Source organism: Streptomyces sp. NPDC030799 (assembly GCF_055572255.1).
The window spans coordinates 122,890-141,179 of record NZ_JBVIDS010000002.1 but is presented as its reverse complement, the minus strand read 5'-3'; the positions used below and the strand labels follow the sequence as shown (position 1 = coordinate 141,179).

The 18,290-nt window shown below is 72.8% G+C and carries 19 protein-coding genes; 13 read left to right on the top strand and 6 right to left on the bottom strand.

Going from position 1 to position 18,290, the window contains the following annotated elements; translation table 11 throughout:
• The first annotated feature begins 138 nt into the window (after positions 1-138).
• Positions 139-828, top strand: a complete 690-nt coding sequence (locus ACZ41I_RS04525; protein WP_468513139.1) for a class I SAM-dependent methyltransferase — start codon at positions 139-141, stop codon at positions 826-828.
• On the opposite strand, the gene ACZ41I_RS04520 is transcribed toward ACZ41I_RS04525, so the two are convergent.
• Both ACZ41I_RS04520 and ACZ41I_RS04515 read right to left on the bottom strand, forming a co-directional pair.
• Complete coding sequence (locus ACZ41I_RS04520; RefSeq protein WP_363218372.1) at positions 829-1,203, bottom strand: fic family toxin-antitoxin system, toxin component; 375 nt, start codon at positions 1,201-1,203, stop codon at positions 829-831.
• Between the two features lie 4 nt (positions 1,204-1,207).
• Positions 1,208-1,450 carry a toxin-antitoxin system HicB family antitoxin gene (locus ACZ41I_RS04515; RefSeq protein WP_363218373.1) on the bottom strand — a complete coding sequence of 81 codons (243 nt, stop codon included), beginning with the start codon at positions 1,448-1,450 and terminating at the stop codon, positions 1,208-1,210.
• A gap of 118 nt (positions 1,451-1,568) precedes the next feature.
• Here ACZ41I_RS04515 and ACZ41I_RS04510 point away from each other — a divergent pair, with 118 nt between their 5' ends.
• The 9 genes from ACZ41I_RS04510 (at position 1,569) to mug (ending at position 11,856) form a co-directional block, all read left to right on the top strand.
• Entirely contained in the window at positions 1,569-2,378 is an 810-nt protein-coding gene (locus ACZ41I_RS04510; protein WP_399763234.1) for an ABC transporter ATP-binding protein, read from the top strand.
• A gap of 4 nt (positions 2,379-2,382) precedes the next feature.
• Positions 2,383-4,950, top strand: a complete 2,568-nt coding sequence (locus ACZ41I_RS04505; protein ID WP_468513138.1) for an ABC transporter permease — start codon at positions 2,383-2,385, stop codon at positions 4,948-4,950.
• 77 nt (positions 4,951-5,027) lie between these two features.
• A complete protein-coding gene (locus tag ACZ41I_RS04500; protein ID WP_468513137.1) occupies positions 5,028-5,915 on the top strand; it encodes an LLM class F420-dependent oxidoreductase in 888 nt (295 codons plus the stop codon).
• A 45-nt stretch (positions 5,916-5,960) separates the two neighbouring features.
• A complete protein-coding gene (locus ACZ41I_RS04495) occupies positions 5,961-6,386 on the top strand; it encodes a GNAT family N-acetyltransferase (RefSeq protein WP_363218377.1) in 426 nt (141 codons plus the stop codon).
• 152 nt (positions 6,387-6,538) lie between these two features.
• Positions 6,539-7,882 (top strand): hemolysin family protein, encoded by a 1,344-nt coding sequence (locus ACZ41I_RS04490; RefSeq protein ID WP_363218378.1) that lies wholly within the window; start codon positions 6,539-6,541, stop codon positions 7,880-7,882.
• Positions 7,879-8,898, top strand: a complete 1,020-nt coding sequence (locus ACZ41I_RS04485; protein WP_399763243.1) for a hemolysin family protein — start codon at positions 7,879-7,881, stop codon at positions 8,896-8,898. The genes ACZ41I_RS04490 and ACZ41I_RS04485 overlap by 4 nt, the downstream gene beginning before the upstream one ends.
• A gap of 72 nt (positions 8,899-8,970) precedes the next feature.
• Entirely contained in the window at positions 8,971-9,759 is a 789-nt protein-coding gene (locus tag ACZ41I_RS04480; protein ID WP_468513136.1) for an SGNH/GDSL hydrolase family protein, read from the top strand.
• Between the two features lie 112 nt (positions 9,760-9,871).
• Complete coding sequence (gene purB, locus ACZ41I_RS04475) at positions 9,872-11,314, top strand: adenylosuccinate lyase (RefSeq protein WP_363217773.1); 1,443 nt, start codon at positions 9,872-9,874, stop codon at positions 11,312-11,314.
• The gene (gene mug, locus ACZ41I_RS04470; protein WP_399763563.1) at positions 11,311-11,856 is read left to right on the top strand and encodes a G/U mismatch-specific DNA glycosylase; all 546 of its coding nucleotides are present in this window, start codon (positions 11,311-11,313) and stop codon (positions 11,854-11,856) included. Before purB ends, mug begins: the two co-directional genes overlap by 4 nt.
• Positions 11,857-11,897: 41 nt before the next feature.
• Here mug and ACZ41I_RS04465 read toward each other — a convergent pair whose 3' ends face one another.
• Genes ACZ41I_RS04465 through ACZ41I_RS04455 form a run of 3 tightly spaced genes read right to left on the bottom strand, consistent with a single transcriptional unit; the run spans position 11,898 to position 14,013 of the window.
• A complete protein-coding gene (locus tag ACZ41I_RS04465; protein ID WP_468513135.1) occupies positions 11,898-12,338 on the bottom strand; it encodes a hypothetical protein in 441 nt (146 codons plus the stop codon).
• A 41-nt stretch (positions 12,339-12,379) separates the two neighbouring features.
• A complete protein-coding gene (locus tag ACZ41I_RS04460) occupies positions 12,380-13,090 on the bottom strand; it encodes an ABC transporter permease (RefSeq protein ID WP_468513134.1) in 711 nt (236 codons plus the stop codon).
• 2 nt (positions 13,091-13,092) lie between these two features.
• Positions 13,093-14,013, bottom strand: a complete 921-nt coding sequence (locus tag ACZ41I_RS04455; RefSeq protein WP_363217770.1) for an ABC transporter ATP-binding protein — start codon at positions 14,011-14,013, stop codon at positions 13,093-13,095.
• Positions 14,014-14,129: 116 nt separating this feature from the next.
• On the opposite strand from ACZ41I_RS04455, the gene ACZ41I_RS04450 reads away from it, so the two are divergent.
• The 3 genes from ACZ41I_RS04450 (at position 14,130) to ACZ41I_RS04440 (ending at position 17,200) form a co-directional block, all read left to right on the top strand.
• Positions 14,130-15,284, top strand: coding sequence for a sensor histidine kinase (locus tag ACZ41I_RS04450; protein ID WP_468513423.1), 1,155 nt, complete (start codon positions 14,130-14,132; stop codon positions 15,282-15,284).
• A 14-nt stretch (positions 15,285-15,298) separates the two neighbouring features.
• On the top strand, positions 15,299-15,955 hold the full coding sequence (locus tag ACZ41I_RS04445) for a response regulator transcription factor (protein ID WP_363217769.1): 657 nt from the start codon (positions 15,299-15,301) through the stop codon (positions 15,953-15,955).
• Between the two features lie 90 nt (positions 15,956-16,045).
• A complete protein-coding gene (locus ACZ41I_RS04440) occupies positions 16,046-17,200 on the top strand; it encodes an ROK family transcriptional regulator (protein WP_363217768.1) in 1,155 nt (384 codons plus the stop codon).
• Between the two features lie 124 nt (positions 17,201-17,324).
• On the opposite strand, the gene ACZ41I_RS04435 is transcribed toward ACZ41I_RS04440, so the two are convergent.
• The gene (locus ACZ41I_RS04435; protein ID WP_468513133.1) at positions 17,325-18,086 is read right to left on the bottom strand and encodes a GntR family transcriptional regulator; all 762 of its coding nucleotides are present in this window, start codon (positions 18,084-18,086) and stop codon (positions 17,325-17,327) included.
• Positions 18,087-18,290 lie beyond the last annotated feature (204 nt).

Sequence of the window (18,290 nt, the reverse complement as noted above, 5' to 3'; positions counted from 1 at the left end):
CTCCAGCCGACCGAGTCGGATGGTGGGCGGGCGAGGCGGAGTCCGGGGCGGGTGGCGGGGATGTGGAGGCGTTGTGCGGGGGACACTCCCCCTAGGCCCTGTCGTCCTAGGCCCTGTCGTCCGTCGGGGAGGTTCGCCATGCGGCTGCTGTCCGGTTCCGGCAAGGTCGCGCGCAGTCCCGTGCACCATCCGCTGTCCGCCCGCTGCTACGCCCGGTACAGCGTGAGCGCCGAGACCCGGCTGGGCATGGCCGGGGTGCGCGAGCGGCTGCTCGCCGGGCTGTCCGGACGGGTGATCGAGATAGGCGCCGGCAACGGGCTGAACTTCTCGCACTATCCGGGCACCGTCGCGGAGGTCGTGGCGATCGAACCGGAGCCGCTGCTCAGGAAGTTGGCGCTGGAGTCGGCCCTGCGCGCCCAGGTCCCGGTCGACGTGGTGCCGGGCGCCGCAGAGGCGCTGCCGGTCAAGAGCGAGGCCTTCGACGCGGTGGTGCTGTCCCTGGTGCTGTGCAGCGTGCGGGACGTACCGCGGGCGCTGAGCGAGGTGCGGCGGGTGCTCAGGCCGGGCGGCCAGGTGCGGTTCTTCGAACACGGCCGGGGCGGTGGCCCGCTGATGACACTGACCCAGCGCACGCTGGACCGGACCGTGTGGCCCCTGCTGACCGGCGGATGTCACGTGGCCCGCCGGCCGGTGGCCGCGCTGCGCGAGGCCGGGTTCGCCCTCGGCCCCCACCGGTGCGTGATGATGCCGCAGAGGGGTCCGGCGCTGCCGGCGTCGTACTGCACGCTCGGCGTCGCCTGGCGCCCGGACGAGCCGTTCACGCGCTGATCACAGGCTCCAGCGCCGCAGCTCCCGCGCGATGTCGTCCACGTCGGCCGCGCCCTCCTTCACCAGCCGGGCGAGGTCGCGCACCTGCTCGGGCGTGGTGACCACCTTCACGCCGCTGGCGACCAGGTAGGCGTAGGCGACCGCCGAGGCGAACAGCGCGTTGGAGCGCTCCAGCGCCGGCAGATGGACCAGCAGCTGGAGCAGGGAGGCGGCGCGGGCGTGCGGGTTGTCGTAGACCGGCACGCCGAATATCTCGGCGCGGTGCCGGGCGACGGCGGCGACCAGTGCGCCCCAGTCGGTGACCTGCGGGTCCCCGGGCGTCTTCTGCTCGGCGAGCATGAGGAGCCAGGCGAGGTCGATGCTGAGCTCGTTCAAGGGATCAGCGGCCGTCCCCGGTGCCGGCACCGCGGGGGGTCTCGGTGAACTCCTCGGCGAACACGGACTCGTACTGCTTCATGAAGTCGGCGGCGGCCTCGACGAACGTACGGCCGGCCTCACCGGTGTCCTGTCTGACCAGCTCCTCGATATAGCGGTTGACGCTGATGCCACGGGCCAGGGCGCGTTCGCGGGCCGCGCGGGCGGTGCCCTCGTCCACGCGCACGTTCAGCTGGGTCTTCGCCATGCTTCGACGCTAGCGCCGAGGTGCTAGCAAGACAAGGGCGCGCGTACGCGCTGCGCCGGGTCGGCCTGTCCCTTACGCTCGCCCGGGAACGGGCGGTTCGAACGACCGGGAGGCTGTCTTGTCCACACCAGCTGCGCAGCACGCCCCGGGCCGCACGCCGAACGGCGGAATCGCGGCCCGCGCCCGCGGACTGACCAAGGCCTACGGCTCCGGCGAGACGGCCGTGATCGCCCTGGACTCGGTGGACGTGGACATCGCGCGCGGCCGCTTCACCGCCGTGATGGGCCCCTCGGGGTCGGGGAAGTCCACGCTCATGCACTGTCTGGCGGGCCTCGACACCGTGTCGGCCGGTCAGGTGTGGCTGGGCGACACCGAGATCACCGGTTTGAAGGAACGGGAGCTGACCCGGCTCAGGAGGGACCGGGTCGGGTTCATGTTCCAGTCGTTCAACCTGATCCCGACCCTGACGGCCGCCGAGAACATCACCCTGCCGATGGACATCGCGGGCCGGAAGCCCGACGAGCAGTGGCTGGACCAGGTCATCGACACGCTGGGGCTGCGCGCGCGGCTGACGCACCGGCCCGCCCAGCTCTCCGGCGGTCAGCAGCAGCGGGTCGCCTGCGCGCGGGCGCTGGCCTCCCGGCCGGAGCTGATCTTCGCGGACGAGCCGACCGGGAACCTCGACTCGCGGGCCGGTCTGGAGGTGCTGGGCTTCCTGCGCGACGCGGTGGACGATCTCGGGCAGACGGTCGTCATGGTCACGCACGACCCGGGCGCCGCCGCCCACTCCGACCTCGTCCTCTTCCTGGCCGACGGGCGGATCGTGGACGAGATGGCACAGCCGACGGCGGACGCCGTACTGGAACGGATGAAGCAGTTCGACGTGGTCCGGGGCCGGCTCGGCGACGGCACCGTCCAGGAGGGCTGACCCGGTGCTGAAAGCGACCCTGAGGAGCTTCCTCGCGCACAAGGGGCGGCTCGCCCTGTCCGCACTGGCCGTGATCCTGTCCGTGGCGTTCGTCGCGGGCAGTCTGATCTTCTCCGACACCGTGACGCGTACCTTCGACCGGCTGTTCGCCTCCACCGCCGCCGATGTGACGGTTCAGCCGAAGCAGGATCTGCGGTCGGCCCGGCTGAGCGGTGCGGTGCAGACCCTGCCCGCCGCGCTGCGGGACCGCGTGGCGAAGGTCGACGGCGTCGCGGCGGCCCGCGCCGAGGTGTCGGTGGAGAACGCCGTGGTGGTCGACGCCCGCAACAAGCCCGTCGGCCCGACCACGGGCGCACCGACGCTCACGATGGCCTGGTACGTCACGCATCGCAGCCCGGTGCAGCTCACCTCCGGCCATGCGCCGCGGGGTGCGGGTGAGGCGCTGCTGGACGCCGACACGGCCGGCAAGCGGCACGTACGGATCGGCGACACGCTGACCGTGCAGGCACAGCCGGGCACGTTCCGGGTGCGGGTGGTCGGCATCGCCACGTTCACCACCACCAACCCCGGCGCCGCCCTGGTCTTCCTGGACCCGGCGGTCGCGGGCCGGGAACTGCTCGGGTCGGCCGCACAGGCGACCAGCATCACGGCGGACGCGGCGCCGGGAGTGACCGACGCGCAGCTCAAGCAGCGTGTCGGCCAGGCGATCGGCACCGGCACCTACGACCTGAAAACCGCCGGCGAACAGGCCAAGTCGGCGGCGGCCGGCCTCGGCACCTTCCTCGACGTGATCAAGTACGTGATGCTGGGCTTCGCCGGTGTCGCGCTGCTCGTGGGCGTGTTCCTCATCGTCAACACCTTCTCCATGCTGATCGCGCAGCGCACGCGCGAGCTGGGACTGCTGCGGGCGCTGGGCGCGGACCGCAGGCAGGTGCGGCGCTCGGTGCTGACGGAGGCGCTGCTGCTCGGGCTGGTCGGTTCGACACTCGGCCTGCTGGCCGGTATCGGGCTCGCGCTGGGGCTGATCCGGCTGATGAGCGCGTTCGGGATGAACCTGAAGGCCACGGAAATGGTCATCGGCTGGGGCACGCCCGTCGCGGCGTACGTCGTCGGTCTCGGCGTCACCCTCGTGGCCGCCTATCTGCCCGCGCGGCGCGCGGCGGCCGTCTCGCCGATGGCGGCGCTCGCCGACGCCGAGGTCGCCGGTGTGGGCAAGCCGTTGACGGTGCGGGCGGTCGTCGGGGCGGTGGTCGGGGCGGCCGGGGTGGCGGCGCTGGCCGGGTGTGCGGCGGCCACGAAGATCGCGCAGGCGGCCTCGCTGCTGGGTCTCGGCGTGGTCCTGACGCTGATCGCGACCGTGGTCGCCGGCCCGCTGCTGGTGCGGCCGGTGATCCGGGTCCTGGGCGGTGCGTTTCCCGCGCTGTTCGGCCCGGTCGGCCGGATGAGCCAGCGCAACGCCCTGCGCAATCCGCGTCGTACGGGTGCCACGGCCGCCGCCCTCATGGTGGGCCTGGCCCTGGTCGGCGGGATGTCGGTGGCGAGCGCCTCGATGTCGGCGTCGTTCGACCAGCAGATCGACAGGAACCTCGGCGCCGACTTCATCGTCCAGAACACCAACTTCGCTCCGTTCACCAAGGAGGTGCGGGACGGCGTGGCTCGCACGCGTGGCGTCGGGCTCGTCGTTCCGCAGCGGCTCACCCCGGTCGCCGTACGGCTGCCGAAGGGAGACCCGGTCCGGACGACCGCCGCCGCCTACGGGCCCGGGCTCGACGACGTCCTGCACATGACCTACGCGCAGGGCGGTTCGCGGGCCGCGCTCGCGGCCGGGCATCTCGCCATGGACGCGGACTTCGCCCGGGACCACGGTGTGCGCGTCGGCAGCGTCGTGCCGGTCGAGTTCCCGGGCGGACGGCACACCGAGCTGACCGTCTCGGCACTCACCGACCAGGCCACGACGGAGGGCTTCGGCACCGAGGGCGGCATCTACTTCGGCCTGGCGACCCTCGCGAAGTTCGCGCCCGGCGCCCAGGACTCCGCGCTCTACGTCAACGCGGCCACCGGAACGAAACCGCAGGACCTGCGGCCCCGTCTGGAAGGCGCGCTCACGCCGTTCCCGCAGGTGCAGGTGCGCGATCAGACCGACTACAAGGACCTGGTCCACAACCAGATCGCCGTCCTGCTGTACCTGGTGTACGCGCTGCTCGGCCTGGCGATCGTCATCGCCGTGCTCGGTGTGGTGAACACCCTCGCCCTGTCGGTGGTGGAGCGCACCCGCGAGATCGGGCTGCTGCGCGCGATCGGGCTGGGGCGGCGGCAGCTGCGCCGGATGATCCGGCTGGAATCGGTGGTGATCGCGGTGTTCGGTGCGGTGCTCGGGCTGGCGCTGGGGCTCGTGTGGGGCGTGTGCATGCAGCAGGTGCTGGCCCTGCGCGGGTTGACGGCGCTGGCGTTCCCCTGGACGACGATCGTCGCCGTCGTCATCGGTGCGGCGGTGGTGGGCGTGGTGGCGGCTCTGCTGCCGGCGCTGCGGGCGTCACGGATGAACGTGCTGGCGGCGATCGCCCACGAGTGAGGCGCCCTGCTGAGCGTGCGGCGGACGTGATGGAATCCCAGGGCCAGGATCAAGTCACCTGCCCACGAGGAGAGTTCATGCCGCGTCCGTTCCGCTTCGGGGTCAATCTGCTCACGCCCGCGCCCGCCGCCGAGTGGCGCGCGAAGTGCCGGCGCGCCGAGGAGCTGGGGTACGACGTGATCCTCGTCCCGGATCACCTCGGCATGGTCGCCCCGTTCCCGGCGCTGGTCGCGGCGGCCGAGGCGACCGAGCGCCCCCGGCTGGGCACGTTCGTGCTCAACGCGGGATTCTGGAACCCGGCGCTGCTGGCCCGCGAGGTGGCGACCACGGACGCGCTGACCGGCGGGCGCCTCGAACTCGGCCTCGGCACCGGGTACGTTCCGGCCGAGCACGAGGCGGCCGGGCTGCCGTACGGCTCGCCGGGCGAGCGGGTGGACCACCTCCGCCGTACGGTGGCGGAGCTCGACCGGCTGCTCACTTCCCCGGATCACGAGCCTGGCTGCGCCCAGTCCCGGGTGCCGCTGCTGATCGGCGCCAACGGCGACCGGATGCTGCGGCTGACCGCCGAGCACGCGGACATCGCGGCCTTCACCGGAGCCCGGCCGGGGAGGACACCGGGCGGGCTGGAGCCGCTCACCGCCGAGGAGCTGGACGAGCGGGTGGCGCGCTACCGGAGCCTCGCGGCGGGCCGGGCGGAAGAGGCGGAACTGAACCTGCTCGTCCAGCTCGTGGCGGTCACGGACGACCCAGGACCGGTGCTGAAGCCGCTCCTGGAGCGGCAGTCGCAGCTGACCCTGGACGACGCACTGGCTCTGCCCATCGTGCTGGCCGGCCCGCTGGACGACGTCGTCGCGCGGGTGCGGGCGCAGCGCGAGCGGTTCGGCTTCTCGTACCTGACCGTCCTGGAGCCGTACATGGAGGCCTTCGCGCCGGTGATGGAGCGGCTGCGCGAGGAGTCCGCATGATGGAAATCCACACCCGGGCCACCCCCTCCGTGATCCGATGATCACATGACTGACCTGTGTATACGCCCGGCGGCGCAGGCCGACCTCGACACCGTCCTCGCCTTCTGGAAGACGGCCGCCGAGGGCACCAGCATCAGCGACGACCGGGACGGGGTGGAGCGGCTGGTCGCCCGCGACCCGGAGGCCCTGATCCTCGCCGAGCAGGACGGCGAGCTGGTGGGCACGGTGATCGCGGGCTTCGACGGCTGGCGCTGCCATCTGTACCGGCTCGCGGTACATCCGCGGCGGCGCCGGCAGGGCATCGGCTCGGCGCTGCTGGCCGCCGCCGAAGAGCGGTTCGTACGGCTCGGCGGGCGGCGTGCGGACGCGATGGTGCTGGTCCGCAACGAGCGGGCGCAGCACGCTTGGAGCGCCGCCGGTTACGGCCCGGAGGAGCACTGGCGGCGCTGGGTGAAGCCGCTCACCGACTGAGCCGCCGACCTTCTTTTGCTCATCCTTTACCATTGAGGGAGCACTCGGCCCTCCATGAAAGGTTGTGAGCGTCCGCCCATGGGCGACCCTCCCAGTACGCGCCACCGCGCGTCCCGTCCTGCCCTGTCCGAGCATGGGACGGGGGTGACCCGATGACCGAAGTGCTCCTGCTTCTGGTGGCGATCCTGCTGGCGCTCGCCTGTGGCGCCTTCGTCGCCGCGGAGTTCTCGCTGACCACGGTGGAGCGCGGTGAGCTGGAGCGAGCCGCCCAGCGTGGCGAACGCGGCGCCCCCGGCGCCCTGAAGGCCGTACGGAACCTGACCTTCCAGCTCTCCGGCGCGCAGCTCGGCATCACCGTGACCAATCTGGTGGTCGGCATGCTCGCCGAGCCGTCCATCGCCAAGCTGCTCGCCGGCCCGTTCCGGGCGATGGGTCTGTCGGGCGGCACGGCGAGTTCGGCCGCCCTCGTGCTCGGTACGGCCCTGTCGACGGTCTTCCTGATGGTCGTCGGCGAGCTGGTGCCGAAGAACTGGGCGATCTCCTCACCGCTGGCCGTGGCCAGGCGGGTGGGCAATCCGCAGCGCTGGTTCAGCGCCGCCTTCCGGCCCTTCATCACGCATCTGAACAACACGGCCAACCGTTTCGTGCGCCGGCTCGGCATCGAGCCCGCCGAAGAGCTGGCCTCCGCGCGCGGACCGCAGGAGCTGGCGGCACTCGCCCGGCACTCCGCCAGGGAGGGCGCACTGGAGCCGGACACCGCCGAACTGTTCGTGCGCACGCTGAACCTGGCCGACCTGACGGCGGAGAATGTGATGACCCCCCGCGTCCAGGTCGTCGCCCTCGACACCCAGGCCACCTGCGAGGACGTGGCGAACGCGACCCGGGCCACCGGGCTGAGCCGGTTCCCGGTCTACCGGGGCACCCTGGACTCGGTCGTCGGGACCGCCCACATCAAGGACGTGCTGGCCGTCCCCGCCGACCAGCGGCGCCACCGCACGGTCGCCCAGGTGATGCGCGAGCCGCTGCTCGTGCCCGAGTCCCTGACCGTCGACCGGCTGCTGGACCGGCTGGGCGGCAGGCGCACCATGGCCGTCGTCATCGACGAGTACGGCGGCACGGCCGGCGTGGCGACGCTGGAGGACATCGTCGAGGAAGTCGTCGGCGAGGTGCGCGACGAGCACGACCCGCACGAGACGCCGGACCTCGCCCCCGCCGGGGCGGACGAGGACGGGCGGGCCCTGTACTCGGCCGACGGCGCCGCCCGCACCGACCAGCTCGCGCGCGTGGGCCTGCGGGTGCCCGAGGGGCCTTACGAGACCCTGGCCGGGCTGGTCGCGACCCTGCTGGGCCGGATACCGCGGACCGGTGACACGGTCGAGGTCGCGGGCTGGCGGCTGGACGTGGTGGACGCCTCGGGCCGCCGTGCGGCGCGCGTGCTGCTGCACGCGCCGCTGGACGACGAACAGGCCCACGAGACCCCGGAGGAGGCACGATGACCGCCGTTCAGCTGCTGATCGGGCTGACGACCCTGGTCGTCAACGCCTTCTTCGTCGGCGCCGAGTTCGCGCTGATCTCCGTACGCCGCTCACAGGTCGAGCCGCTGGCCCAGGAGGGCGACCGGCGCGCGAGGGCAGTGCTGTGGGGCCTGGAGCACGTGTCGGCGCTGCTGGCCGCCGCCCAGCTCGGCATCACGCTGTGCACGCTGGTCCTGGGTGTGGTCGCCGAACCGGCGATCGCGCATCTGCTGGAGCCGGTGTTCCACGCCGTCGGTGTCCCCGTGAGCGCCGGCCACGCCGTGTCCTTCGTGATCGCGCTGACCCTCGCGACCTATCTGCACATGCTGCTGGGCGAGATGGTGCCCAAGAACATCGCGCTCGCGGAACCGGTGCGCAGCGCGCTGCTGCTGGGCCCGCCGCTCGTCGCCCTGTCCCAGGCCCTGCGCCCGGTGATCTTCGCGGTCAACGCCTTCGCGAACGGACTGCTGAAGCTGCTCAGGGTGGAAGCCAAGGGCGAGGTCGCCGCGACCTTCACGGACACCGAACTCGCCGAGATCGTCAAGGACGCCAGCGAGGCGGGCCTGATCGACAACCGGGCGCAGGAGCGGCTGCACGACGCCCTGGAGCTGGGCAGCCGGCCCGTACGGGACGTCGTGGTGCCGCTGGAACGGGTGGTGTACGCGCGCGTGGGCGTCACCCCCGAGCAGCTGGAGCGGCTGTCGGCCGAGTCGGGCTTCTCCCGGTTCCCCGTGGTCGACGCGAGCCGGCGGATCGTCGGCTATCTGCACGTCAAGGACGCGCTGGACGCCGCGCCGCGGGACGTGGCGTTCCGGCTGCGGGACATGCGGCCCATCGCGCGAGTGCGCGAGGGCACCCCGCTGGACGACGTGCTCACCGCGATGCGCGGCAGCCGTACGCATCTGGCGGCGGTGCTCGGCGACGACGGCCGGCTGGCCGGCCTGGTGACCATGGAGGACGTGCTGCGGCAGCTGTTCGGGCAGCCCGCTCCGGGATGACGCAGGGTCCTGCCGGGCGTTCCCGGGCCGACCGACCGGCGGGTATGGAGCCGGGATACCATCGCTCACGCCATGCAGACGAATCCCACACTTCCCCCTTACGGCAGCCTGGTCGCGGTCGGCGACTCCTTCACCGAGGGCATGTCGGACCTGCTGCCCGACGGCTCCTACCGGGGCTGGGCCGACCTGCTCGCCGCACGGATGGCCGCCCGGACACCGGGCTTCCGGTACGCCAACCTGGCCGTGCGCGGCAAGCTGATCGGGCAGATCGTCGACGAGCAGGTGGACACGGCGGCGGCCATGAACGCCGACGTGGTCACCCTGGTCGGCGGGCTCAACGACACCCTGCGGCCGAAATGCGACATGGGCCGCGTGAAGGGTCTGCTGACCGAGGCGGTGGAGCGGCTGGCGCCGTCCTGCAAGCAGCTGGTGCTGATGCGCAGCCCCGGCCGCCGGGGCCCCGTGCTGGAGCGGTTCCGGCCGCGCATGGAGGAGCTGTTCGCGTGCGTGGACGAGCTGGCCGCCAAGCACGGCGCGGTCGTCGTCGACCTGTACGGAGCGCGCTCGCTCGCCGACCCCCGACTGTGGGACGTGGACCGGTTGCACCTGACGGCGGAGGGACACCGCAGGGTCGCCGAGGCGGTGTGGCAGGCGCTCGGGTACGAGCCGGAGGACACCGAGTGGCATGTGCCGATGCCGGCCACGCTCCCGCCGGGCTGGGTGTCGCGCCGGGCGGCGGACGCGCGCTTCGCGCGGCAGCACCTGCTGCCGTGGATAGGCCGGCGCCTGACCGGCCGCTCCTCCGGGGACGGCCGCCCGCCGAAGCGTCCGGAACTGCTGCCGTACGAGGCCCAGGCATAGCCTCACCCGTGGGGCCGTCGTGCGGGCAGGTGTCCGTGACGGACGTCTCGTAGCTTCCGCCGAACCGAGGTGTGGCGCTGGCCTGCACAAACCGCCAGTAGAATCTGGACACGTGACTTCTGCGCCCGCCAAGCCCCGCATCCCGAACGTCCTCGCCGGACGTTACGCCTCCGCCGAGCTCGCCACGCTCTGGTCCCCCGAGCAGAAGGTGAAGCTGGAGCGGCAGCTCTGGCTCGCCGTGCTGCGCGCCCAGAAGGACCTGGGCATCGAGGTGCCGGACGAGGCGATCGCCGACTACGAGCGTGTCCTCGACACCGTCGACCTGGCCTCGATCGCCGAGCGCGAGAAGGTCACCCGGCACGATGTGAAGGCGCGGATCGAGGAGTTCAACGACCTCGCCGGGCACGAGCACGTGCACAAGGGCATGACCTCCCGTGACCTCACGGAGAACGTCGAGCAGCTGCAGATCCGGCTCTCGCTGGAGCTGATGCGTGACCGTACGGTCGCCGTGCTGGCGCGCCTCGGCAAGCTGGCCGGCGAGTACGCCGAGCTGGTCATGGCCGGCCGCTCGCACAACGTGGCCGCGCAGGCCACCACCCTCGGCAAGCGCTTCGCGACCGCCGCCGACGAGCTGCTCGTCGCCTACGGCCGGGTCGAGGAGCTGCTGGGCCGCTACCCGCTGCGCGGCATCAAGGGCCCGGTCGGCACCGCACAGGACATGCTGGACCTGCTGGGCGGGGACGCCGCCAAGCTCGCCGAGCTGGAGAACCGGATCGCCCGGCACCTGGGCTTCTCGCAGGCGTTCACCTCGGTCGGCCAGGTCTACCCGCGCTCCCTGGACTACGAGGTCGTCACCGCGCTGGTGCAGCTGGCGGCCGCGCCGTCCTCGCTGGCCAGGACGATCCGGCTGATGGCCGGGCACGAACTGGTCACCGAGGGCTTCAAGCCGGGCCAGGTCGGCTCGTCCGCGATGCCGCACAAGATGAACACCCGCTCGTGCGAGCGGGTCAACGGCCTCATGGTCATCCTGCGCGGTTACGCCTCGATGACCGGCGAGCTGGCCGGCGACCAGTGGAACGAGGGCGACGTGTCCTGCTCGGTGGTGCGCCGCGTCGCACTCCCGGACGCCTTCTTCGCGCTGGACGGCCTGCTGGAGACCTTCCTGACCGTCCTCGACGAGTTCGGCGCCTTCCCGGCCGTCGTCGCCCGCGAGCTCGACCGCTACCTGCCGTTCCTCGCCACCACCAAGGTGCTCATGGGCGCGGTGCGGGCCGGGGTCGGCCGCGAGGTCGCGCACGAGGCGATCAAGGAGAACGCCGTGGCCACCGCGCTCGCGATGCGCGAGCAGGGCGCCGAGCGCAACGACCTGCTCGACAAGCTCGCCGCCGACGAGCGGCTCCCCCTCGAACGCGAGCAGCTCGCCGCGCTGATGGCCGACAAGCTGTCCTTCACCGGCGCCGCCGCCGACCAGGTCGGTGTGGTCGCCGGCCGGATCGAGGAGATCGTCAAGCAGCACCCGGAGGCCGCCGGTTACACCCCCGGAGCGATCCTCTGACCCGCCTGACGAAGGCGGATCTGGAGGCCGCCCGCGACCGTCTGGTACCGGATGTCGTCGCGGACGGCCTCCGTGTGCTGTTCTGCGGCATCAACCCGGGACTGATGACGGCCGCGACCGGTCACCACTTCGCCCGTCCCGGCAACCGCTTCTGGCCGGTGCTGCACCTGTCGGGCTTCACGCCGAGGCTGCTGAAGCCCGCCGAGCAGCGGGAACTGCTGTCGTACGGGCTGGGGATCACGAACGTCGTGGCACGGGCGACCGCGCGGGCCGACGAGCTGACCGCCGAGGAGTACGCCGAGGGCGGGCTGGTGCTGACCGAGAAGGTGACCCGGCTGCGCCCAGGGTGGCTGGCCGTGGTCGGGGTGACCGCCTACCGGGCCGCCTTCGGCGACCGTACCGCGCAGGTCGGACCACAGGAGCGGACCATCGGGGACAGCCGGATCTGGGTGCTGCCCAACCCCAGCGGGCTGAACGCGCACTGGACGACGGCGACCATGGCGGAGGAGTTCGCCCGGCTGCGGGACGCGGCGCCGGCCTAGGGGGTGTCGTTTGGATCATCCCGGCGTCGCGGGCCTGGCGGTCACGGCGGGTCGATGGACGTGACCACCGCCAGCAGCTGGAACGGCAGCTCGTCGTCCCACTGGGACACGCCCAGGGCGACCCAGCGGCCCGCCGGCGCCTTCCACAGGTGTACATCCGGTACGTGCGAGGCGAGCGTGGCCCATGGCTCGTCGACGTCTTCCCCTTCCATGGCCCGCTCGAAGGTGCTGGACAGGCTGAACGCGTCGACCGGTCCCCATCGCTCGGCGAGCCGCTCCCCGAGGGCGTCCCGGTCCGCCTCGTACTGCTCCTGCGTCTCCTCCCGCTCGGTGCCGTCGTCCTCGTGGAAGTCACCGCTCGTCTCTAACTCGGCTATCAGGTACCCGGGCCCGCCCGTGCCGACGTCCGTCCTGCCGTGCTCCGCCGGAAACTCCCGGCCGCACAGCTGGTCGATCACAGCAAGGTGGTTCGCGATGTCCATGCGATCCAGTAAAGCGGGCACCACTGACAATTGGCGTGCCGTCAGGCGTCCCTGCGGTGCAGGGACCACGCGCCGGCCAGCAGGGCGGCCGCCGACCACAGCGCGGTCACCGCGAGCCCGCTCCACGGGCCGAGGGCGCCGTCCCAGGTGCTGTGCAGGGCGACTTGGCCGGCCCGGTCGGGGAGGAAGTCGGCGACGCTTCCGGACAGGTCGCCGATGACGAAGGACACGATCAGCAGGAACGGGATCAGCACGGACAGGGTCGCGACACCGCTGCGCAGCACCGCCGCGAGCCCGGCCGCGAACAGCGCCATCAGGGTCAGGTGCAGTGCGCAGCCGACCGCGCCGCGCAGCCCCTCACCCCAGACCGGCCCCGAGGTACCGAGGACGGCCTTCCCGACCAGCAGGGTGACCAGCCCGGTGAGGAAACCGACGGCCAGCACCGGCAGGGCGATCGCGGTGGCCTTGGCGGCGAACCACCGCAGGCGGTCGGGCACCGCCGACAGCGTCAGCCGTAGTGCGCCGCCCCGGAACTCGGCCGAGACGGCTGTCGTACCGAAGGCGATCGCGGCGATCTGACCGAGGCCGACGCCGAAGAACACCGAGTACAGCGGATCCGAGCCGGCGGCGCCGGCGGCGGCGAGCGCCGAGAACCCGGTGGTGACGAGGAGGACGGCGGCCAGGCTGCCGACGAGCGGGCGCAGCGTACGGATCTTGATCCACTCGGCGTGCAGAACGGGTGCGAACTCCATGCTCAGGCCTCCTGGGGCAGTGCGGTGAACTCGGCTTCGGCAGCGGTCAGATCGAGATAGGCCTCCTCCAAGGTGGCCTCGTGTGCGGCGAGTTCCAGGACGGGCAGACCCGCCTCGGACATCAGCCGGCCGATGTCGTCCACGCTCGCGTGCCGCACGGTCCTGGACCCGTCCGGGTCCGGGGTGGCGTCGAGGCCGTGGCGGGCGAGCAGGTCGTCCAGGGCGGCGGGCTCGCTGGTGCGGATGCGGACGTGCGGCCGTACGCGTGCGTGGATGAACTCCCGGACCGGCGTGTCGGCCAGCAGCCGCCCTCGTCCGAGGATCACGAGGTGGTCCGCGAAGGCGGCGGTCTCGCTCATCAGATGGCTGGAGACCAGGACCGTACGGCCCTCACCGGCGAGCCGGCGCAACAGCGTGCGGATCCAGACGATGCCCTCGGGGTCGAGGCCGTTGGCGGGTTCGTCGAGCAGGACGACCTCGGGGTCCCCGAGAAGGGCGGCGGCGATGCCGAGCCGCTGGCGCATGCCGAGGGAGTAGGTGCGAACCCGGCGCCGGGCCACCTGGGCGAGTCCGGTCTCCTCCAGCACCGTGTCGACCCGGCGGTCCGGGATGCGGTTGCTCGCGGCGAGGGCGCGCAGATGATCACGCGCGCTGCGGGAACCGTGCGCGGCCCGCGCGTCGAGCAACGCGCCCACCCGGCGCAGCGGTTCGCGCAGGGCCGCGTAGGCGTGGCCGCCGATGGTGGCGGTGCCCGAGGTGGGCCGGTCGAGGCCGAGGACGAGGCGCATGGTGGTGGACTTGCCGGCGCCGTTGGGGCCGAGGAAGCCGGTGACGCGGCCGGGGCGCACGCTGAAGGTGAGCTGGTCCACGGCCCGCCGTCCGCCGTACTCCTTGCTGAGGTCGCGTACGTCGATGCTGGTCATGGCAACAGCCTTGCTGTTGACGGGTGTCGGGGCCTCCCCCGCCGGTGGGGAGCGTCTCCCCCGTGCGGGGGAGGCCCGTTGTCGGTGCCGCCTGCGACGATGGCGTCATGGCCCGCATGCTCCGCTTCCTGCGCCCGCTGCTGCGCGGGACGACGTACACGCGCCTGCTGCATCTGTGGGTGCCGATGCTGGCGGTCAGCATCTGGCTCTTCATCGACATGTCGACGCCCTGGATACCCGCGCTGATGCTCGTCCCGCTCGGTCTCGTGCCGGCGGTGCGCAGGGGCGAGGGCGTGCAGGCACGGCTGCTGCTCACGCCCGGTGAGGCGGATCCGGGAATCTCCGAGGCACCGTCGGCGACCTGGCGGGACCGGGGGCGCACGGTGCTCTGGCTGGAGCTGCGGATGCTCCTCGGCGCGGCGGCGATGTCCAGCATGGTGTGGCTGCTCACCACCGGTTTCGAACTGGCGCGGTGCGCCTGGGGGCGGGCACCGTCCGGGGTGCCGCTGCTGGCGGGGCTGCCGCCGCACCGCGCCTGGGCCCTGCTGACGCCGCTTCCGCTGCTCGCCCTGTACGGCGTGGTGGTCGGGCTCGGCGAGCTGGTCACCGTCTGCGCGCGCCGGCTTCTGGGCCCTTCCGCGGCCGAGCGGCTGGCCGCGCTGGAGGAGCGCACCGAGCAACTGCTGGAGCGCACCCGCATCGCGCGCGAGCTGCACGACTCGATCGGGCACGCCCTGACGGTGGCGGTGGTGCAGGCCGGCGCGGCGCGGGCGGCGGGCGATCCGGAGTTCACCGACCGCGCGCTGGATGCGATCGAGGAGACCGGGCGGGCGGCCCTGGAGGACCTCGAGCGGGTGCTGGGTGTGCTGCGGGAGGCCGAGCGGCCGGTGAGCGCCCGCCCCACGCTGGCCGACGCCGGCCGGCTCCTGGAGTCGGCGCGGGCCTCCGGCGCGAAGGTCGACGCCGAGGTGACGGGCCCGGTGGCGGCCGTACCCGGGCCGGTGTCCCGTGAGGGCTACCGGATCCTGCAGGAGGCGCTCACCAATGTGCTGCGGCACGCGGGCGCCGTGCCCGTGCGGGTCCGCGTCGCGGTCACCGGCGGCCGGCTCTCGCTGGAGGTGCGCAATCCACTGCCGGGCGCCGTACCCGGCCCCGGGCGGGGCAGCGGCCTGCGCGGCATACGGGAGCGGGCCGCCCTGCTCGGGGGCAGCGCACGGACCGGCCCGGACGAGGGCGACTGGCAGGTGCGCGCGGAGCTGCCGATCAGCTGATCTAGTCTGGCCGGATGCCGGTCACCGTACTGCTTGTCGACGACGAACCCCTGGTCCGTGCGGGTCTGCGGGCCGTCCTGGAGGCGCAGCCCGACATCGAGGTGGTGGGCGAGGCCGCCGACGGGGCCGCGGTCGTCCCGCTGGTGCGGCGCCTGCGCCCGGACGTCGTCGCCATGGACGTCCGCATGCCGTTGCTGGACGGCATCGAGGCCACGCGCGTGGTGCTGCGCACGGTGGCCGAGCCGCCGAAGATCCTCGTGGTGACGACCTTCGAGGACGACGAGTACGTGTACGAGGCCCTGCGCGCGGGCGCCGACGGGTTTCTGCTGAAGCGGGCCCGCCCGGCCGAGATCGTGCACGCGGTGCGGCTGGTCGCGGAGGGTGAGTCGCTGCTGTTCCCGGCCTCCGTACGACGTCTCGCCGCTCGGTACGGCGACGGCGACCGGCCGGCGCGTGCCGTGCTGGAGCGGGCCCGGCTGACCGAGCGGGAGGCGGAGGTGCTGCGGCTGATGGCGCGGGGGCTGTCGAACGCGGAGATCGCCGCGCGGCTGGTCGTGGGCACGGAGACGGTGAAGTCGCATGTGAGCGCCGTGCTCGCCAAGCTCGGCGCGCGCGACCGCACCCAGGCGGTGATCGTGGCGTACGAGTCGGGGTTCGTCGAGCCGAGGTGAGCCGCTGCTGCTGCGGAACCCGGCACTCGCCGGGGTGCGCCGGGCCGAGTACGATCCGGCCAACACGCCCGCGAGCTGGAAGGACGGACGGTGGCGCAGCTGACCGGCGGCGATCCCTCGCTGCTGCGAAGGATCAATTCCGCGGTGGTGCTGCACGCGCTGCGTGCCGCGGACTGCGCGACGCTCACCGAGATCACCCGGGTCACCGGGCTGTCCCGGCCGACGGTGGAGGGGGTCGTCGAAGGGCTCATCGAGGGCGGGCTGGTCGTGGAGACGGCCGCCGACGAGAGCACGGCGCGCCGTCAGGGGCGGCCCGCGCGCCGGTTCCGGTTCCGGGCCGAGGCGGGGCATCTGCTGGGCCTGGAGATCGGGCCGCACCGGGTCGCCGCGCTGTTGTCCGACCTGGACGGCCGGGTACTGGGCTCGCAGGCCAAGGAGGTCGACGAGACGGCCACGGCGGACGAGCGGCTGGAGAGACTGCGCGGCGCGGTCGCCGAGCTGCTGCGGCGGGCCGGGGTCGCACGCGGCTCGCTGCGGGCCGTGGGTGTGGGCACGCCGGGCATCGTGGAGGCCGACGGCACGGTACGGCTGGGCACGGCGCTGCCGCAGTGGACGGGGCTGAGGCTGGGTGAGCGGCTCAGCCGTTCCTTCAAGTGCCCGGTGCTGGTGGAGAACGACGCCAACGCGGCGGCCGTCGCCGAGCACTGGAAGGGCGCGGCGGCCGAGTCGGACGACGTGGTGTTCGTGCTGGCCGGGCTGAGCCCGGGGGCGGGGGCGCTGATCGGCGGCCGGCTGCACCGCGGCTACGGCGGGGCGGCCGGGGAGATCGGCGCACTGCATCTGCTGGGCCGGGAGGCGACTCCCGAGACGCTGCTGTCCACCACCGACGAGCCGCTGCACCCGCTGGACGAGCAGGCGGTCGCCGAGGTGTTCACGCTGGCCCGTCAGGGCGACCAGCGGGCGCGGGCCGCCGTGGAGCGGTTCATCCAGCGGCTCGTGCACGACGTGGCCGCGCTGGTGCTGGCGCTCGATCCGGAGCTGGTCGTGATCGGCGGCTGGGCGGCCGGGCTCGACGGCGTCCTGGAGCCGTTGCGCCGCGAACTGGCCCGCTATTGCCTGCGGCCGCCTCGGGTGGCGTTGTCCCTGTTGGGTGAGGCGGCCGTGGCCACGGGGGCGCTGCGCCTGGCTTTGGACCATGTGGAGGAGCAGCTCTTCGCCGTTGACGGCACGGTGACGCGGCGCTGAGCGTGACGCGGCGATCTGCCGGGTGCGGTGGTCGTGCCGCTGCGGCGCCGTCGTGGCGGGGCGCGCAGTTCCCCGCGCCACTCGGCTTGGTGTCGCACCCGGCGTTACGGGGCTACCGGGGGGATCAGGAAGCCTGGCGTTCCGGGCCGTGATGTATTTCCACGTCCGGTGAGTCGCCGAAGGTCAGCCGGCAGGTGTCGGCGCGGTACGTCGCCACGGACAGGGCGGCGGTGCGACCCGCGGCGAAGAAGCGGGTGGTGACGACCAGGACGGGCGAGCCGGGGAGACGGTCGAGCTCCTTGGCGTCGTCCGCGCGGGCGGAGCCCAGCTCGACGGCGCGGTCCTGGCCCTCCAGCGTCAGGTGCTGCAGTTCGCGCAGCACCGCACGCGCGCGTGCCGGGGTGGACGGGGCGTCGATCGCGGTGAGGTCGGGCACCGAGGCCGCCGGGATGTAGAGCAGTTCGGTGGCGACCGGCTGGCCGTGGGACATCCGGGAGCGGCGCACGATGTGGACGGACTCGTCCGCGCCGGTCTGCAGGGCCGTGGCGACGGCCGGGGGCGGCACCGCCCGGTCGCAGTCGAGGGGCTGCCAGGCGTCCGAGGCGGCACCCGGCCAGGCGTGCTGCTCGGTGCCGACGGCCACGCCCACGCGCGGGGGTGCGACGGTCGTACCGACGCCGCGGCGGCGCTGCAGCCTGCCTTCCAGCTCCAGCTGTTCGAGGGCCTGGCGGAGCGTGGCGCGGGCCACGCCGAAGCGGGCGGCGAGGTCGCGCTCGTTGGGCAGGATCTCGCCGACCGAGAACTCCGAGTCCAGTGCCTCGGTGAGCACGGTCTTGAGATGCCAGTACTTCGGTTCCGGCACCGATTCCAGCTGCGTGGTCCCCACCCTGTCCTCCGCAAGAGCCGTGGTCCGGCGGTTTTTAGCGCCCTTGTTTATTAAAGGTTGTTGCACTTCTCTGCGACCATAGGGCGACCTTCACCCTTGGTCAAGACCAATCCTCGATCCCTTGGGCGGCGTTCGGGCGGCCTGCCGCGGAGCGTTCATGAGGCGTTCGTACGCGGCGGTGTGTGTGACATCGCGGCGAAGCCC

What these genes read in the sequence shown, in the direction of transcription:
- ACZ41I_RS04445 (WP_363217769.1), top strand. Translation starts at nt 15,299, where the DNA reads ATGCCGGTCACCGTACTGCTTGTCGACGACGAACCCCTGGTCCGTGCG.
- ACZ41I_RS04455 (WP_363217770.1), bottom strand. Translation starts at nt 14,013, where the DNA reads ATGACCAGCATCGACGTACGCGACCTCAGCAAGGAGTACGGCGGACGG.
- ACZ41I_RS04495 (WP_363218377.1), top strand. Translation starts at nt 5,961, where the DNA reads ATGACTGACCTGTGTATACGCCCGGCGGCGCAGGCCGACCTCGACACC.
- ACZ41I_RS04490 (WP_363218378.1), top strand. Translation starts at nt 6,539, where the DNA reads ATGACCGAAGTGCTCCTGCTTCTGGTGGCGATCCTGCTGGCGCTCGCC.
- ACZ41I_RS04500 (WP_468513137.1), top strand. Translation starts at nt 5,028, where the DNA reads ATGCCGCGTCCGTTCCGCTTCGGGGTCAATCTGCTCACGCCCGCGCCC.
- ACZ41I_RS04460 (WP_468513134.1), bottom strand. Translation starts at nt 13,090, where the DNA reads ATGGAGTTCGCACCCGTTCTGCACGCCGAGTGGATCAAGATCCGTACG.
- ACZ41I_RS04480 (WP_468513136.1), top strand. Translation starts at nt 8,971, where the DNA reads ATGCAGACGAATCCCACACTTCCCCCTTACGGCAGCCTGGTCGCGGTC.
- ACZ41I_RS04485 (WP_399763243.1), top strand. Translation starts at nt 7,879, where the DNA reads ATGACCGCCGTTCAGCTGCTGATCGGGCTGACGACCCTGGTCGTCAAC.
- ACZ41I_RS04465 (WP_468513135.1), bottom strand. Translation starts at nt 12,338, where the DNA reads ATGGACATCGCGAACCACCTTGCTGTGATCGACCAGCTGTGCGGCCGG.
- ACZ41I_RS04525 (WP_468513139.1), top strand. Translation starts at nt 139, where the DNA reads ATGCGGCTGCTGTCCGGTTCCGGCAAGGTCGCGCGCAGTCCCGTGCAC.
- ACZ41I_RS04515 (WP_363218373.1), bottom strand. Translation starts at nt 1,450, where the DNA reads ATGGCGAAGACCCAGCTGAACGTGCGCGTGGACGAGGGCACCGCCCGC.
- ACZ41I_RS04450 (WP_468513423.1), top strand. Translation starts at nt 14,130, where the DNA reads ATGCTCCGCTTCCTGCGCCCGCTGCTGCGCGGGACGACGTACACGCGC.